Here is a 14,854-nt window from a genome sequence, read left to right on the forward strand (position 1 = left end):
TCCTTTTCCTTTCGGGTCTTATTATGAACATCCTGATGTTCAGGTCTTTGACGGCGCGGTCGATGTCTCAATCCGGTACTTGTCCGTCAGGTTGTAAAGAGTCGGTCGAGTCACGCCAAGTAACCTGGACGTCTGGGCGATGTTGAAATTACAGGTTCTAAGTGCCTGAACAATGGCCTGGCGTTCAGCATTTTCGCGGACCTGTCTCAGGTTCAGTTGGTGATCTTTTGTTGGATTTTCGGTCGGAAGTTCCAGGTCCTCCGCGGTCACTCTTTTTCCATCGGCCATGATGGTGGCCCTTTTCACCTTGTTGATCATTTCCCTGACATTACCTGGCCACGAGTAGTTGTTGATGGCATCTATGGCGTCCTCGGTGAAATTGAGGTTGGGGCGATCCATGTCCTTGCTCAGTGCCTTGAGGAGAGATTGTGCAATCACAATCGAATCCCCATTCCGCTCCCTCACGGCGGGAACATCGAGGGTTATCTCACTGATCCGGTAGTAGAGGTCTTCGCGGAAATCGCCGCTTTCGATGAGGGTTTTGACATTGCGGTGGGTGGCACACACCACCCTTACATCGACCGGAATCGGCTGAACGGACCCGACCCGATCGACAACCCGCTCCTGCAGAAACCTCAGAAGTTTTGCCTGCAGGGCCATAGGCATGTCGCCAATTTCATCGAGGAACAGGGTCCCGCCGTTGGCACTCTCGATCTTGCCTTTTTTGGTATGGGTTGCTCCGGTAAAGGAACCCTTTTCAAACCCGAACAGTTCGCTTTCCAATAGGTTCTCAGGAATCGCGGCGCAGTTGATGGCGGCGAACGGCTTCTTGGCTCGGTGGCTCAGGTCGTGAAGCGCGCGGGCGAGCAGCTCCTTGCCTGTACCCGTTTCGCCGGTGATCAGGGTCGTCACGTCGGTGGGGGCCACCTTTTCCAGGGTCCGGCAGATGGCTAGCATTTGAGGGCTGGCAGCAATGATACCCTTGATGTTGGTACCGTTTCGATGCTGGGCCAGATCCTGGTTTTCCCGTTCGAGCTCGGCGAGTCTGAACGCGCGATTCACAACAAAGGTGAGTATCTCGGCATCCAGAGGCTTCTGGTAAAAATCACAGGCACCCATACCGATCGCCTTGACGGCATTCTCCTTGTCCTCGCGACCGGTCACGACGATGACTTTCGTCATGTGTGCAAGGCGCAGTATGTCCTCCAGCAGACCGAAGCCTTCGCTCGCACCTCCCGGGTCAGGAGGTAGGCCCAGGTCCAGTGTCACCACGTCGGGTTCGACCCGTCTGAGCGCGGCGAGGGCGGAATCCCGGTCGGAAGCAACGGTAATATCCAGGTCGTCGCTGAAACACCACCGCATCTGGCTCTGGAGGCCCGGATCGTCCTCTACTATCAAAAGTCGTCTAGTCACGACAGCAACAATTCCCTTGTTTTAGAGACCCTGTTCGATTATCGAGACACCCTTCTCCCTAAGTGCCCTGTATTTGATTCTCGACCGAAGATTGACGCTTTGCAATGATTTCGTCGAGTGTTAATGAAAAACGCCGATTAATTGGCGCTCTCTCTGGAGTGTCCGTCCTCGGACAGAAACCCTCCGGGAGTCTCCTGATCGACGTCGAAGCCGGTTTCGGCAAGCGGAAAGCGGAGCGAAAAGCAGGAGCCAACTCCGGGCTCACTGGTAACATCAATACTTCCACCCAGTTTCTGAAGGTATTCTCGGGCCTGGAATGCCCCGATCCCCATCCCGGTCAGGCCCTTGGTGCTCTCGAAGGGTTTGAACAACTGATAGTTGATGAACTCTTCCGTCATCCCGCAACCGGAATCGTGGATAAACAGTACGGCATTACCCCTGGAGATCTTGAGCGTCAGGGTTATCTCGCCGTCCGGGGGCGTCGCGTCCTGGGCATTCTGAATCAGGTGTCCGAGAACGCTTCTCAACTGCTCATCATCAGCCATAATCAGGGCTTGGGGTGGATCTCCGTCGAAACGCGGAACCGGGCGTTGCTGGACGTAGTGCTCCAGAAGTTCGGTGACCAGCGCGGTAAGATCCAGCTCTTTAATGTCCCCGCCGGTATCACTGGAGGGCCGGCGCATGTGATCAACCAGATTCGACATCTTGCGCACGGCGTGATCAGTGGTATTGATCATGTCGTCGATGAAGGCCGGATTGTTCCTGTGTTTGGACGCGTTCTTGACCAACAGGGACAGCTGGGCGATGACTGTTTTCAGGTCATGGATCATAAAGGCCGAAGCCTTGCTTACCGCTTCGAATTGCATTGCGCGCGATAGTCGGTGTTGGGCATCTGCCTGGGCCAGCAGATTGCAGGTCTGTCGGGCAACCACCTTGACCAGATCGAAGTTCTCCCAGTTCAGTTCAACCTTTGCGTAGGGGCTCCCCACCATGGCGATTCCATAGAGTTCGTTGTCAAGGTAAAGGGGAATGATCAGCCAGGCATCGGGCATCTTGGCAATGGCATCGGGAATCTCGAGCAGGTCGTAGCTGATAGGGTCGGCGCGGTATTCCCGAAGATCGACGACCCATTCCCGGTGCTTGAAAAAGCGCACGAGCTCGGAGTCCTTGTCAATGACGGTGTACCGGGGCGGCGAAAGGTTGACCGAAGCTTTCAGGGCATAGCTGTCCTGTTCACCCTTGAGCCAGATTGCGCCCGCATTGCTCTCCACCAGACCCGCGAGGATTCTCGTCACTCGCTCGGGAAGGGGCGGCTGGTCACCAAGATTGGCCAACTCCTTGGTCATCTTCAGCCATTCGTCGCGATAGTCGTACTTATAATCGAAGAAATTCCGACTGATGAGCACCATGAGTTTGGCGCGGATACGGCGAGACAGAATGAGCGTCGCCAAAAAGGCCAGTGAAATGGTGAAGAATAGGACCTGAAGGGCATCTCCCCAGTCACCTCCAAGTACCCGGACATAATAGCCGCCAATCGCCAGGCACAGTAAATAAGCGCCGGCAAAGATCAGCGTCCCGGCGTGGAAGACGGCAGCATGGGACAGCTGAAAATCAACGGGTTGTTTGCGGGTATTGATCACGTTGATGGCGAACAGGGGAACGAGAAGGGCGTTCACAAAACCGCGGGCATTCCAGAACGAGTCTGCCACCTGGCCAAACAGCAAGGCATCTGCATACATGAAGAAGTCGAACGCAAACAGGGTGGCCACGCCAATACAGAGATATTTAATGCTCGAACGGCCAAAGCCGGGGGAGTTTCGCCAGATCTGCTCGACCAGAGACAAGCCGAGCAGTGACAGTGCAATCTGCCCAAGGAGTCGTGTCTTGCCATTCAGAATGGATAACCCGAAAACGTACTCGAGTATCCCGAAGCCAAGCAAGAGTATGAGAAGGATGGTGGTGGATATTCCCAGGACCTGTTTCAACTGGCCAGTCAGGCTGCCCTGGTGAAAGGCATTCCGGAGCATGGCAAAAAGCAGAATGATCCAGGCCGCATACCGCAGCAGTTCCAGCAGGTAGCGGATGAAAAATCCGGGATATCCGAGAAGACTCTGCATGACCAGCGCAGACGACCAGAGGGTTGTAACAATTGCGGCCAGGAAAAGGGCACGGTCGACATCGCGCCGAACGTAACGGGTGGCGACAAGAATGGCCAGCAACCCGAAGGTCAGGGCCGCCGCTACATGGCTGATTACGCTAAAGTCGCTTAGCATTCCTCGCATCCTGCGTGAATGTCATCTGGTCCCTGACGGCAGAAACGTTACACGGGTTTCTTGTTATCCCGATAGAAGCGGAAGATTTCCTTGAGCGGCCGCTTGGGTTCGAAGCCGAATTCTTTAGCGAATGCCCTGCCGTCTATAACGACAGGATACTTGAAAAACGCCATTAGATACGAAGGAAAACTTTTCAGATTCAATGTGCGCAGGATCAGTGAGGGAAGAACCGGCGGCACCGATGGGATTGGTATCCGTCTGCAGCTACATAGTTTCAATGCGTGCTGATAGGCAACCCAGTCCTGAGGTGCAACGTTGAAAACTCCCCGAACGGGTCGTTTATACGCGAGCACAATCGCGTCCGCCATATCGTCGATATGGATGAATTGCATCATGGGCGAGAACCCGGCCAATACCGGTGCCCGCTCACTGGCAAGCAGGGTACTTATGGAGTTCTTTACGCCGGGACCAACAATATTGCAAGGCCTCAAGATGGTAATATTGAGCTCCGGGTAGCGCCAGAGATAGATGTTGGCAAGGTTCTCAAGTTCCACCGAATCTATCAGGTCGGCACTCAGGCCAGCGCTCTTCAATGGCGCCGATTCATCAATCAGCGCCGGGTTATAGGCGACAGCACCGTAAACGTGAAAGGTGGACAGCACAACAACCCGTTTGATGCCGTACTTGTGGCTCAGATCCAGCAACTTCTGAGTGCCAAGCACGTTGGCATTATACCGTCGCATGCGGGTGAGCTGGCTCGACATGATTCGGCCAAGATGTATGACCCCATCGAACTCATAGCGGCGAAACAGGTCCTCGAAGACCCGTTTGTTGAAATCAATGCAATAACTCGGGATGTCATCACCCAAGTAAACCTGCTCCCGGAAATCGACGGCCACGAGATCGCAGTGGTCGCGCAGTTGGTTGATCACTTGCTGGGCCAAGGCACCCGCGGCGCCGGTAACCAGAATGTGAGGTCTGCGTTGCTGTGTCATCAGAAAAGCCTTTTCCGTTCACTCAATCCCTTGTCTATCAGCCGGCTGATCTCAGCTTTCACCTTTTCTACCCGTTCCGTGACTTGTTCTTCCTGTATTTCAAGGTCATCGAAGTACATGGGGTCGCCAAAATTCAGGTGAACCTTGGCCGGCAGAACCACGGGCAGGGCAACCGGCGCGTAGGGAATTCCCAGAGTTTTGGCCAGCGGCTTGATGTTGGCGATGGCCGGGATGGTTTCTTCGCAGCCCACGACACCCACTGGAACAATCGGGGCCTTGTACTTCATGGCCAGGTGCATGAAGCCGTTGCCGAACCGCTTGAGTTCGTAACGGTCGCGATACAGTTTGCCGGAGCCCCGGATGCCCTCGGGGAAGACAATGACGGCTTCATCATTGGCCAGCATCTTGGCGCAATTCACCGGATCTCCGAGTACAGCGCCCACTTCATTCAGTAAATTTCCCAGCCAGGGCACCGTGGGGAAGAACCGTTCGATCATCGCTCGCGGCATACGGGGCTTTTCTTTGCGGGACGCCAGCGCATAGCCAATAAGAAGTCCATCAATGGGCAACTGACCACTGTGGTTGGCGATGATGAGAACGGGACCTTCGGACGGGACCTTCTCGACGCCATGGGCCTGGACGCGGAAGTATTTCTCGTAGATCTGTTTGGTCAGAGCAAGCCCGTATTTGACCGCTTCATTGTTGTAGCCCCATGGGTCATAGCCCAACGTGCCGATGGGTTTACGAATGCGATTTACGTGGTGCTCCAGATCTTCAGAAATCAGCCTGGATTTCAGGAACGATGCCAGACTCATGCTGACTCCCTGTTGGTTAGCGGATTCGATCGTAAGTTCAACTGCGCCCAATCAGAACGCCAAGCGTGTGGCTCTGGCCTTCATAGAGCACCCGGTAATCGCCAGTTGCATTGGCCGTTTCCACACAAAGCATGTTTTTCCAGGCATAGTCCGGAAAATCGGAGAGCCGTGCCGCTTTATCCGGGCCAGGATTCCAGACCACCGTGGAGTCGCTGCCCACTGACTTCAGCTTGCGGCTGCCGGCAGGTGTGATGATCGTAAGAGGCTCCCCGCTCTCGTAAATCCTGTCGGTTTCCCCTTCAAAATACACAGGGCCTTCCTGGCTGAAATACTCCCAGTTTCTGAGGGTATCAATATAGTTGCTGCTCCCCAGGCCCAGGACGCGGCTCCTGGAAATGTCGGATGTGGGGAAGTAGCTGTGCAGGGCCTGGCTGAACGCCAATGGATCACTACCGAGGTTGGTTGTCGTCAGCGCCACCTGGCAGCCGCGAATGGAAAAGCTGAAGGTAATGAGGGCAATCGCGTGGCCGGTCCACACTTCCGCGAAATCTTCGTTGGCGTCAAGTGACAGACTGATTTCAACCTCGTGGGCGCTTTCCCTAACGTCTTCCAGTTTCCACAAGGCAGTTCTGGCAAAGCCATGAGCGCTGTCTGTGTGAATACGTTTCCGGACTTCCGGAGCGTTTCGGGCGGGATCTCCAAACCAGGGCCAGCAAATCGGAATGCCGCCCCTTATCGCTCGCCCGGGTTCCAGGCGGGCAGTGTCACTCAGGAACAGCCAATCGGCTTCATCCCTCGGGACAAAGTGCGTCAGGTGGGCCCCCTGAAGGAAAACGGTCGCTTTGAACAGGGGGTGGTGAACATCCAGTGCTTCAAGCTGCCCGATTGTTTTCCAGCGCGTAAAGGACCACTGGCCGGGAGAGAGTGAAAGTGGTGGTCGGTTACTGCTTTCAGACATGGTTCGGATCTAAATCTTCAGGGTTAACGGTATTTGCCTATACAGAGAGTAAATTAAATCTCCCTCCCCGGCGAGAACTGTGGATAAAATACAATGAGATGTTCAGGGAGCACTTAATGGATCAGCCAGTTGTTATTCCCCTCACCGCGCCGCGGCTGAATCAGATCAATTCCGGCCAGGGTATTGATGCCGTTGCCAACGGCGCCTGTCTGGCGGGCGTGGACGCCGGAGTTATCGGGCGTGTCGACAGTCAATGGTTAGAGACGATTGCAGATGGGCTGAGCGAGCATGGCTGGATCACCCTTGATGTGCAGGAGCGCCTCGGTCGTCCACTGATGGCCGCCCTGGCGTCAGAGGTTGCACTGCTGGACCGGTCTGACGCCATGAAGAGCGCCGGCATTGGGCGCGGCAGTGATCTGATGCGTGACCGTTCGGTGCGCCGGGATAAGATTGCCTGGCTTCAGGGAATCACTGCGCCTCAAGCGGCTCTCTTTGAATTTTTCGAGGAGATACGTTCCGGGCTCAATCGACGGTTGTTCCTTGGCCTGAAGCGCTTCGAGAGCCACTATGCGACCTATCAGCCGGGGGATTTCTACAAGAAACACGTGGACAGCTTTCATGGCCGGGCCTCAAGGGTTGTGAGCCTCGTGCTTTACCTTAATGATGGTTGGCGGGCGGAGGACGGTGGTGAGCTCCGTGTTTTCAACAGGGAAAGCGATAGTGAAATTTGCGGGTTGGTGCGGCCGGAAGCAGGTCGACTGGCACTTTTTCTGAGTGAAGAGATTCCCCATGAAGTGTTGCCTGCCAACCGCACCCGTTACAGCCTCGCGTGTTGGTTCAGGCAGGATGAGGTGCCCCTGCCGCTATAGGGCGATGCCCTGCTTCTGACATTTCCGAATTGTCGTTGTAGTCGTCAAACCCTTTTGCTACTATGCGCGCCGCTTTCAGGGAATTGTCCTGAAACGCCGTTATGGTGGCCCCATTGGTGCCTCCGCAACATGAAACCGTGAACCCGGTCAGGCCCGGAAGGGAGCAGCCGCAGCGGTGGAATTGTGTGCCGGAGTGTCGCTGGTGGGGTCACCCCCAGATTTTTCCCTCCTTGTCTGTAATTACCTGATTTTCCCCGGTCTGAAGGCTCTTTCTGCGCTTTTTCCTGGTCGATCTTTGCTTCTTCTCAAGTCGGGTCCATGCTAAGGTTAAGCCCGTTTTTCACTGCAGTTGACGGATCATGAGCTACCAGGTACTTGCCCGTAAATGGCGCCCCCGAACCTTCGAAGATATGGTGGGCCAGGAACATGTTCTCCAGGCATTGATTCATGCTCTGGAAAATCAGCGTCTGCATCACGCCTATCTGTTTACCGGGACCCGGGGTGTCGGTAAGACCACGATTGGCCGATTGCTGGCGCGGTGCCTGAACTGCGAGACAGGAATCACCCCGAAGCCCTGTGGCGAGTGCTCGAGCTGCACAGAAATCCAGGAAGGCCGGTTCGTCGATCTGATTGAAATCGATGCTGCGTCCCGCACCGGCGTGGACGACATGCGGGAGCTTACCGACAACGTTCAGTATTCGCCCACGCGCGGTCGTTATAAGGTGTACCTCATTGACGAGGTTCACATGTTGACCAACCAGTCGTTCAACGCCTTTCTGAAAACGCTGGAAGAGCCCCCCGAGCACGTTAAATTCCTGCTTGCCACCACCGATCCCCAGAAGCTTCCGGTAACGGTGTTGTCTCGCTGCCTGCAATTTAACCTGAAGCGCATGACGCCTGAACACATTGCCGGCCATCTCCAGCACGTCCTTACCGAAGAGCAGATACCGTTTGAAGAGCCAGCCTTGTGGCTCCTTGCCCGCGCTGCTGATGGCAGCATGCGGGATGCCCTGAGTCTGACAGATCAGGCCATCGCCTTCGGGAACCAGAAGCTTGCCGCAAGCGATGTCAGCAACATGCTGGGTACGATTGATCAGCGTGATGTGGAGCGACTGGTGCATGCGCTGGTTGAAAGGGATGGCCCGGGTTTGCTGTCCGAAATCAACCGGATCTCCGACTTTGCCCCGGATTACAGCGTTATCCTCGCTGATCTGCTGTCATTGTTCCATCGGGTCACCATGGAGCAGGTGGTGCCGGGCAGCGCAGACAACGCGCTCGGAGACGCTGGCCAGGTCCAGGCATTGGCCAGGAAGCTGAGCGCCGAAGACGCCCAGCTTTTTTATCAGGCGGCGCTCATGGGGCGGAAAGACCTCTCCATCACACCGGACGCTCGCATGGGTTTCGAAATGACCTTGTTGCGCATGCTGGCTTTTCGCCCGGGTGCCGACAGACGGGATCCGCCGGCGGTAAGCTCCGGCGGGCAATCGGAGGGACGAGCGTCCTCTGACGAACCTGACCCTGCGCCAGCTTCTTCGGCCGTGTCCGAGGCCTCCGCTGTCACCCTGCCGGCCGGCGAGCCCGGGGCCGGCGCCGAACCTGATCAGGCCGTTGACGTCGTTCCGGAAAGCGCAGATGAAATCGCGCAACCTCAGACCGTTCCCGAGGTTGATGGATCGCACGACGACTCCTGGCTCGCGAGTCTTGACGCTCAGGCGTCTGCCGAGCCGGAATCCGAACCGGAGGAGCCCCAGCCCCAACGAGGTATGGCAACGTCGCAGGATGCCCCAATCTCCGAGGCGAAATCCGAGCCTGTTCCAAGTGCCCCGGAATTCAATGAACAGGGCATGGTTGGAACCCAGCCTCCCCAAGAAATAGAGCCCAACATACCGGCGGAGCAGGAACCGGTCCCCGAGTTGGATGGCGAGTTTGTCTGGGAGCGGGATTTCAGGTCATTGGGCATTGTGGGGATGCCGGGAAATCTGGCGAGCCATGGAGCGTTGTCGTGGCAGGGGGATACCGTCGTTCTGACCATTGATGATGGCCACGCGCGGCTTTTGAACGCGCGACATGAAGAAAAGATTCTGGCCGGCTTGAGAAATCGCTTTGGTGCTACCACTAAGTTACGTGTAGAACCGGGTGAACCCGGCCCGCAGACACCGGCGGCCTATGAGGAACGTCAGCGAAAGGCCCGGCAAAAGGCAGCGGAAGAGTCAATCCGTAAGGATCCGGCCGTGCAATCGATCGTTGAACGTTTCGGGGCGCGTGTAGTCGAAGATAGTATTCGGCCGGTCGAGACAAACAGGAGATGACAGCATGATGAACAATATGGGCGACCTGATGAAAAAGGCCCAGCAGATGCAGGAAGAAATGCAGAAGGCGCAGGAAGAAATCGCCAAGGCGGAAGTCACTGGTGAAGCCGGAGCCGGGCTGGTGAAAGTCACCATGAACGGTCGTCACGATGTTCGCAAGGTGGAGATCGACCCCTCGCTCCTCACTGAAGAAAAAGAGATTCTTGAGGACCTGCTGGCGGCAGCGGTGAATGATGCTGTCCGCCGGGTGGAGGCAAATCAGAAAGACAAGATGTCCGGGATGATGTCAGGCATGGGAATGCCGCCCGGCTTCAAGATGCCGTTCTGAATGCCGCAAGATTCGTGATCAGGAAGTTTGAGGACGTTTAATGGCCTTCAGCCCGCTCGTAGATGAACTGGTGGAATCGCTTCGTTGTTTGCCCGGAGTGGGGCAGAAGACCGCCCAGCGCATGGCGTTTCACCTGCTGGAACGGGGGCGCAGCGGTGGCAGCCGGCTCTCGGAAGCCTTGAGCAGTGCCATGACAGGTGTAAGGCGCTGCGACAGTTGCCAGAACTTCGCGGATACCGAGATTTGCGGAATCTGCGATAATGACGCCCGGCGTAACGGTACGCTGTGCGTGGTGGAAAGTCCCTCGGACCTGCTGGCCATCGAGCAGGCGGGAGACTACCGCGGTGGCTATTTCGTCCTGATGGGGCATCTCTCTCCCATTGATGGGGTTGGCCCCGAAGAAATCGGTATCGAACGTTTGCTTGCTCGCGTCATTTCCGAGGGAATAACGGAACTGATTCTGGCGACCAACCCCACGGTAGAGGGAGAGGCGACCGCTCATTACATTGCCGACCGGCTCGATGCTCGCGATATCCTGATTACTCGCCTGGCCCATGGCATTCCCGTGGGTGGCGAGTTGGGGTACGTTGATGGCTTCACCCTGACTCACGCCTTCCGCGGTCGCAAACCACTCTCCGAATAAAATAACACCAGGCTTTTCTATGACACATTCGATTCCGGCCGTTGACGTTCCCCCGGCACCAGACACTGTTCATTGGCTCCGGGATCCGGCCACTCTGGACCAGTGGCTGGAAAACGTCAGGGGAGAGCCGTTGGCGCTGGACACCGAGTTTGAACGTGTAAGTACCTTTTATCCGATACCCGGCCTGGTGCAGCTTGGCTTCAGGGGTGAGTTCCGGCTGGTTGACCCTGAGGTTGCCGAGGCATCGTCCCGATTCCGGGAGGTGCTTGCGGACCCCAAAACCCCGAAACTGCTCTACGCCATGAGTGAAGACCTGGAGCTGTTCCGCCAGTGGCTGGGTATTCAGCCCAAGGGCGTGCTTGACCTTCAAATAGGCGCGGCTTTGGCTGGGGCCGGCTTTTCGCTTGGATACGCCCGTTTGGTTGAAACTCTGTTCGGCGAAACCCTGGACAAATCGGCCACCCGGTCTGACTGGCTGGCAAGACCACTGTCCGAAGCCCAGCAGAGATATGCCGTAGAGGATATTCGGTTTCTTGAACCAATGTATCGGTGGCTTCAGTCACTTCTGCGTGAACGGGAGCTGGAATCGGCCTTTATCGAGGAGTCGGAGCGCTTTGCCGAGGAGTTGGGACGGCAGGACGATCCCGGCAAACATTATCTCAAGCTTCGCGGAGGTTGGACGCTGACAACCCAGCAGCAGGGTATTTTGCGGGAGCTCGCTCAGTGGCGTGAGCAGGAGTGCCAGCGCCGTGACCGGCCCCGGAATCGGGTGTTAGCGGATCCCCTGCTGATCGCCATCGCGGAGAAAATGCCCGAGTCGACGGGGGCTCTTTCAAACATTCAGGGGATACCCCCGGGCGCTGTGAGGCGTTATGGCGATGTCCTTCTGCAGCTTGTTGATAAAGGCCGGACGGCGGATAATTCCGGGCTTCAGCGCATAGCGCCACCGCTGACACGTGATCAGCAGGCGTACTTCAAATTGTTAAAGCGCCTGTTCGTAAGATCAGCGGAAGAGGCTGATATACCGGTGGAATTACTGGCACCGAGAAAACGTTTGGAGAAGGTTGTCCAGGAGCGCAGTTTAGTGGATCAGCCTTTTTTCCAGGGTTGGCGCGAGCGGATTCTGGCGCCGGCAAGGGCAGATATCGAGGAATTACTGGCATCATGAAAGAGCGGGAATTTGTTTCTGTATTTCGCAGCAGCAAGAAAAGCGATACCTATATCTACGTCCGTCGCGGACAGGTCTGGGAGGATCTGCCGGAGAGTCTGCGGGGGATTTTCGGCCAGCCCGTACACTCCATGGATCTGATCATGACACCGGATCGGAAACTGGCGCGTACCACCGGCAAGCAGGTTTTGGAGGCGCTGGCGAAGAAGGATTTCTACCTGCAGATGCCCGAGGAGCACGACAGCTACGTGGTCGATTTCCGCAAGAAACCGGAGCACCGTGACAAATGATTACCCAGATTCCCTTCTGGCAGCGAAAACGCCTCCACGAGATGAGTTCGGCCGAATGGGAATCCCTGTGTGATGGTTGCGGCAAATGCTGCTTGAACAAACTCGAGGATGAGGACACCGGCGACGTCTATCACACCGATCTGGTGTGCCGTTACATGGATGAAGCGACCTGCCGGTGCACCGTCTATTCCGAGCGACTGAAGAAGGTCCCCGGGTGCACGGTGCTGACAGCGGATACTGTCAACGACTACCATTGGCTCCCATACACATGTGCATACCGCACGCTGGCCGAAGGCAGGCCGCTGGCGGACTGGCACCCATTGCGCAGTGGCGATCCCGCTTCGGTCCACGAGGCCGGCGTCTCCATTCGCGACAAGGTGGTCTCTGAAGATCAGGTCCCCGAGAAGGACTGGGAAGAACACATTATTCACTGGATTATTTGATGATCGATACCGACGCACAATTGGCCTATGGAATTTTCTGGGCCGCTTACGCCTTTGCCTTTGTTGTGTTTTTTTACATGATGAAGCACCTGTTCCGCTTTTTGCCCTTCTACGGGTTGAGGACTCTTCTCCTCGCTGCACTGGTGGCGTTGTTGCTGACGCCCGTGGAGTCGCCGGAATTCGCCGATTGGTGGATTCCTGCCTGGTTGTACGGTGGCTACGAGCTGGTCCTTGGCGAGGCGGAAGCGGCGGGAAGAGCCCTTTTCAACCTCGGTATCGCGGCACTGGTGATGCTACTGGTCTGGGTGCTCGATCTCGTGCGCTACCGTTTGGTTCGGCGTTAACGTGGCGAGTCGGTAGCACTGGACGGACCTATTCTCGAGAGTAACGATGCCAAAACTCCTGACGCTGCTTATTGTTATCGTCACTCTGTTTCCGGCCACTGTTCACGCTCAGGAGATGACAGCGCCCGGTCTTCCGGATCGATCCGATATCCGAATCATCGTTGATATTTCCGGGTCGATGAAAGACAACGATCCGGAAAATCTGCGGCAGCCCGCCGTCAGGTTATTGGCCCGGATGGTTCCGGAAGGGACAACGGCAGGGCTCTGGACCTTTGGCCAATACGTGAACATGCTGGTTCCGCACCGGGTTGTCGGTGATGATTGGCGCGAACAGGCGATAGAACGGTCTCGTCAAATCAACTCGGTGGCGCTAAGAACCAACCTTGGCAAAGCCATTGAAGTCGCAAGTGATGGCTTTTATACCGGCGGTGTTCTTGAGAATACCCATTTCATTCTGCTGACCGATGGCAAGGTCGATGTTTCGGACAACGCAGACACTAACCAACAGGAAGAAACCCGGATACTGGAAACCATTGTTTCCGGGCTTGCAGAACAGGGCGCGACCTTCCACCCGATTGCCCTTTCGGAGGAAGCGGACGCCGAATTCCTGCAAAAGCTCGCCCGTGAGTCCGGCGGACGTTATCAGGTTGCCGATACCGCAGAAGCACTGAACCGAGCTTTCCTGGAGGCCTTGAACACGGCCATACCCCAAGAGCAGATACCTATCGTCGGGAATGCATTTTCGGTTGACGAAGGGGTTTCCGAGTACACGGCACTCGTGTTCTGGGGCGAACGGGAAACCCGCGAGACACGGGAGCTCGAGATGGTTCGACCGGACGGCAAGATCATTAATCTTGACCGCCGGCCTGAAAATATTCGGTGGGCACGGGAAGCCGGGTACGATCTCATGACCGTCAGCGAACCGATGGCGGGTGATTGGCGTATTAATGGCGAACTGGGCGACGGTAGCAGGGTTACCGTTGTCAGTGATCTTCGCATGGCGGTAAGTCCGGTGCCACCAACTTTCTCCAGCGAGGAACCCATCAACCTGGAAATTGCGTTCTTCGAGAATGGCGAGAGAATTACGAACCGGGACTTCTTGCAGGTTCTTGATGTCCGACTCAGAATAACCTCGGAGGACGGCCGGAGCGGTACCAAGGTGCTTTCCGGCGACGAACCGCCTGAGAATGGCGTGTATGAAGACACCATTGGCAGGCTGCCGGCCGAGGGACTCTATCAGATAGAGGTCATCGCTGACGGTCAGACATTCGGCCGGAAGTTTAGCGTTCGCACTGGCTTTGGTTCCAGCCAACCAACTTCAGACAATCAAGCGGATGTTGTGTCCCCAGAACCGCCCGAGGCTGGCGCGTCGACGTCGGGGACGTCCTCGGTTCCTCTAAAACAGGCCGAAGTGTTCGGATCGGAGACTGAGAAAACAACCGGGCCGGCAATCAAGAATCCGATTGATGTCAGTGAGGTGGAAAAGCCCGCCGCCCCGGAACCTGAGGAGCCCGTGGCTGTCGCCACGCCACCTGCCGGGCCAGAGGACGAGGCGGTGAGCGCACTGCCGGTTCCAGTCTGGACAATCGGGGCGGGTGTCGGAGGTATGGGGCTGATGGCCGTTATCTGGCTTGCCATGAGGAGGCGCCAGTCGCAGCGTTCGGAGCAGGCGAGGGCGGCAGCCGAGCGAGAGACGGTCGCGGATCTGGACGAGGAGCCGGAACCAGAAGTGGAACATGTCACCGACCCACTTGCTCAGGAGCCTGTCGAGCAGGCATCAGAGGATATTCCAGAGGTGACCGAAGAGGCGCAGGCGGTGGATGCCATTCCCGAGCTCGACAATAAGGTCGATGAAAACGGGCAGGCTGATGAAGAGGAGTTCGGGCTGGATGACTTCGATCTGTCGGAATTTGATGATCTTCCCGAGTACGATGAGAATGATCCCGAGCCTGCGGACGACGAGCCCCAACAGCAAGCTGAAGATTCAGATCAGAAAAAGTAACCAA

Annotated in this window: 14 protein-coding genes and 1 other RNA gene; 10 read left to right on the forward strand and 5 right to left on the reverse strand. The window is 56.5% G+C overall.

Annotated elements, in window-relative coordinates; translation table 11 throughout:
* Positions 1-39 precede the first annotated feature (39 nt).
* The 5 genes from prsR to QQF73_RS08695 all read right to left on the reverse strand — a co-directional run bounded on the left by prsR (position 40) and on the right by QQF73_RS08695 (position 6,454).
* Positions 40-1,413, reverse strand: coding sequence for a PEP-CTERM-box response regulator transcription factor (prsR, locus tag QQF73_RS08675; RefSeq protein ID WP_219865850.1), 1,374 nt, complete (start codon positions 1,411-1,413; stop codon positions 40-42).
* A 137-nt stretch (positions 1,414-1,550) separates the two neighbouring features.
* Positions 1,551-3,686: an XrtA/PEP-CTERM system histidine kinase PrsK gene (gene prsK / locus QQF73_RS08680; protein ID WP_285367875.1), complete on the reverse strand. Its 2,136-nt coding sequence runs from the start codon at positions 3,684-3,686 to the stop codon at positions 1,551-1,553.
* A 47-nt stretch (positions 3,687-3,733) separates the two neighbouring features.
* Positions 3,734-4,681, reverse strand: coding sequence for an SDR family oxidoreductase (locus QQF73_RS08685; RefSeq protein WP_285367876.1), 948 nt, complete (start codon positions 4,679-4,681; stop codon positions 3,734-3,736).
* The gene (locus QQF73_RS08690; protein WP_285367877.1) at positions 4,681-5,496 is read right to left on the reverse strand and encodes a lysophospholipid acyltransferase family protein; all 816 of its coding nucleotides are present in this window, start codon (positions 5,494-5,496) and stop codon (positions 4,681-4,683) included. Before QQF73_RS08690 ends, QQF73_RS08685 begins: the two co-directional genes overlap by 1 nt.
* Before the next feature lie 37 nt (positions 5,497-5,533).
* Positions 5,534-6,454 carry a D-hexose-6-phosphate mutarotase gene (locus QQF73_RS08695; protein ID WP_219865846.1) on the reverse strand — a complete coding sequence of 307 codons (921 nt, stop codon included), beginning with the start codon at positions 6,452-6,454 and terminating at the stop codon, positions 5,534-5,536.
* A gap of 116 nt (positions 6,455-6,570) precedes the next feature.
* On the opposite strand from QQF73_RS08695, the gene QQF73_RS08700 reads away from it, so the two are divergent.
* From QQF73_RS08700 to QQF73_RS08745, 10 genes are all read left to right on the forward strand, one after another.
* Positions 6,571-7,323, forward strand: coding sequence for a 2OG-Fe(II) oxygenase (locus tag QQF73_RS08700; protein ID WP_285367878.1), 753 nt, complete (start codon positions 6,571-6,573; stop codon positions 7,321-7,323).
* A 111-nt stretch (positions 7,324-7,434) separates the two neighbouring features.
* Positions 7,435-7,531: signal recognition particle sRNA small type (gene ffs / locus QQF73_RS08705), an RNA gene on the forward strand.
* 151 nt (positions 7,532-7,682) lie between these two features.
* The gene (gene dnaX, locus QQF73_RS08710) at positions 7,683-9,632 is read left to right on the forward strand and encodes a DNA polymerase III subunit gamma/tau (protein WP_285367879.1); all 1,950 of its coding nucleotides are present in this window, start codon (positions 7,683-7,685) and stop codon (positions 9,630-9,632) included.
* 4 nt (positions 9,633-9,636) lie between these two features.
* Positions 9,637-9,960, forward strand: a complete 324-nt coding sequence (locus QQF73_RS08715) for a YbaB/EbfC family nucleoid-associated protein (RefSeq protein ID WP_219865843.1) — start codon at positions 9,637-9,639, stop codon at positions 9,958-9,960.
* Positions 9,961-10,000: 40 nt separating this feature from the next.
* Entirely contained in the window at positions 10,001-10,603 is a 603-nt protein-coding gene (gene recR / locus QQF73_RS08720; RefSeq protein ID WP_285367881.1) for a recombination mediator RecR, read from the forward strand.
* Positions 10,604-10,622: 19 nt separating this feature from the next.
* Positions 10,623-11,771: a ribonuclease D gene (locus QQF73_RS08725; protein ID WP_285367883.1), complete on the forward strand. Its 1,149-nt coding sequence runs from the start codon at positions 10,623-10,625 to the stop codon at positions 11,769-11,771.
* Positions 11,768-12,061, forward strand: a complete 294-nt coding sequence (locus QQF73_RS08730; RefSeq protein WP_285367884.1) for a YcgL domain-containing protein — start codon at positions 11,768-11,770, stop codon at positions 12,059-12,061. Before QQF73_RS08725 ends, QQF73_RS08730 begins: the two co-directional genes overlap by 4 nt.
* Positions 12,058-12,504: a YcgN family cysteine cluster protein gene (locus QQF73_RS08735; protein WP_285367886.1), complete on the forward strand. Its 447-nt coding sequence runs from the start codon at positions 12,058-12,060 to the stop codon at positions 12,502-12,504. Before QQF73_RS08730 ends, QQF73_RS08735 begins: the two co-directional genes overlap by 4 nt.
* Positions 12,504-12,848 (forward strand): hypothetical protein, encoded by a 345-nt coding sequence (locus QQF73_RS08740; RefSeq protein WP_219865838.1) that lies wholly within the window; start codon positions 12,504-12,506, stop codon positions 12,846-12,848. The genes QQF73_RS08735 and QQF73_RS08740 overlap by 1 nt, the downstream gene beginning before the upstream one ends.
* 46 nt (positions 12,849-12,894) lie before the next feature.
* Entirely contained in the window at positions 12,895-14,850 is a 1,956-nt protein-coding gene (locus QQF73_RS08745) for a VWA domain-containing protein (protein WP_285367888.1), read from the forward strand.
* Positions 14,851-14,854: the final 4 nt, after the last annotated feature.

This window comes from Marinobacter albus (assembly GCF_030238305.1).
Classification (GTDB): domain Bacteria; phylum Pseudomonadota; class Gammaproteobacteria; order Pseudomonadales; family Oleiphilaceae; genus Marinobacter; species Marinobacter albus.

Bases quoted from the DNA above. Each gene is read 5' to 3' on its own strand.
- prsK (WP_285367875.1), bottom strand. From the start codon at position 3,686: ATGCTAAGCGACTTTAGCGTAATCAGCCATGTAGCGGCGGCCCTGACC.
- QQF73_RS08685 (WP_285367876.1), bottom strand. From the start codon at position 4,681: ATGACACAGCAACGCAGACCTCACATTCTGGTTACCGGCGCCGCGGGT.
- QQF73_RS08690 (WP_285367877.1), bottom strand. From the start codon at position 5,496: ATGAGTCTGGCATCGTTCCTGAAATCCAGGCTGATTTCTGAAGATCTG.
- QQF73_RS08695 (WP_219865846.1), bottom strand. From the start codon at position 6,454: ATGTCTGAAAGCAGTAACCGACCACCACTTTCACTCTCTCCCGGCCAG.
- QQF73_RS08700 (WP_285367878.1), top strand. From the start codon at position 6,571: ATGGATCAGCCAGTTGTTATTCCCCTCACCGCGCCGCGGCTGAATCAG.
- dnaX (WP_285367879.1), top strand. From the start codon at position 7,683: ATGAGCTACCAGGTACTTGCCCGTAAATGGCGCCCCCGAACCTTCGAA.
- QQF73_RS08715 (WP_219865843.1), top strand. From the start codon at position 9,637: ATGATGAACAATATGGGCGACCTGATGAAAAAGGCCCAGCAGATGCAG.
- recR (WP_285367881.1), top strand. From the start codon at position 10,001: ATGGCCTTCAGCCCGCTCGTAGATGAACTGGTGGAATCGCTTCGTTGT.
- QQF73_RS08725 (WP_285367883.1), top strand. From the start codon at position 10,623: ATGACACATTCGATTCCGGCCGTTGACGTTCCCCCGGCACCAGACACT.
- QQF73_RS08730 (WP_285367884.1), top strand. From the start codon at position 11,768: ATGAAAGAGCGGGAATTTGTTTCTGTATTTCGCAGCAGCAAGAAAAGC.
- QQF73_RS08735 (WP_285367886.1), top strand. From the start codon at position 12,058: ATGATTACCCAGATTCCCTTCTGGCAGCGAAAACGCCTCCACGAGATG.
- QQF73_RS08740 (WP_219865838.1), top strand. From the start codon at position 12,504: ATGATCGATACCGACGCACAATTGGCCTATGGAATTTTCTGGGCCGCT.
- QQF73_RS08745 (WP_285367888.1), top strand. From the start codon at position 12,895: ATGCCAAAACTCCTGACGCTGCTTATTGTTATCGTCACTCTGTTTCCG.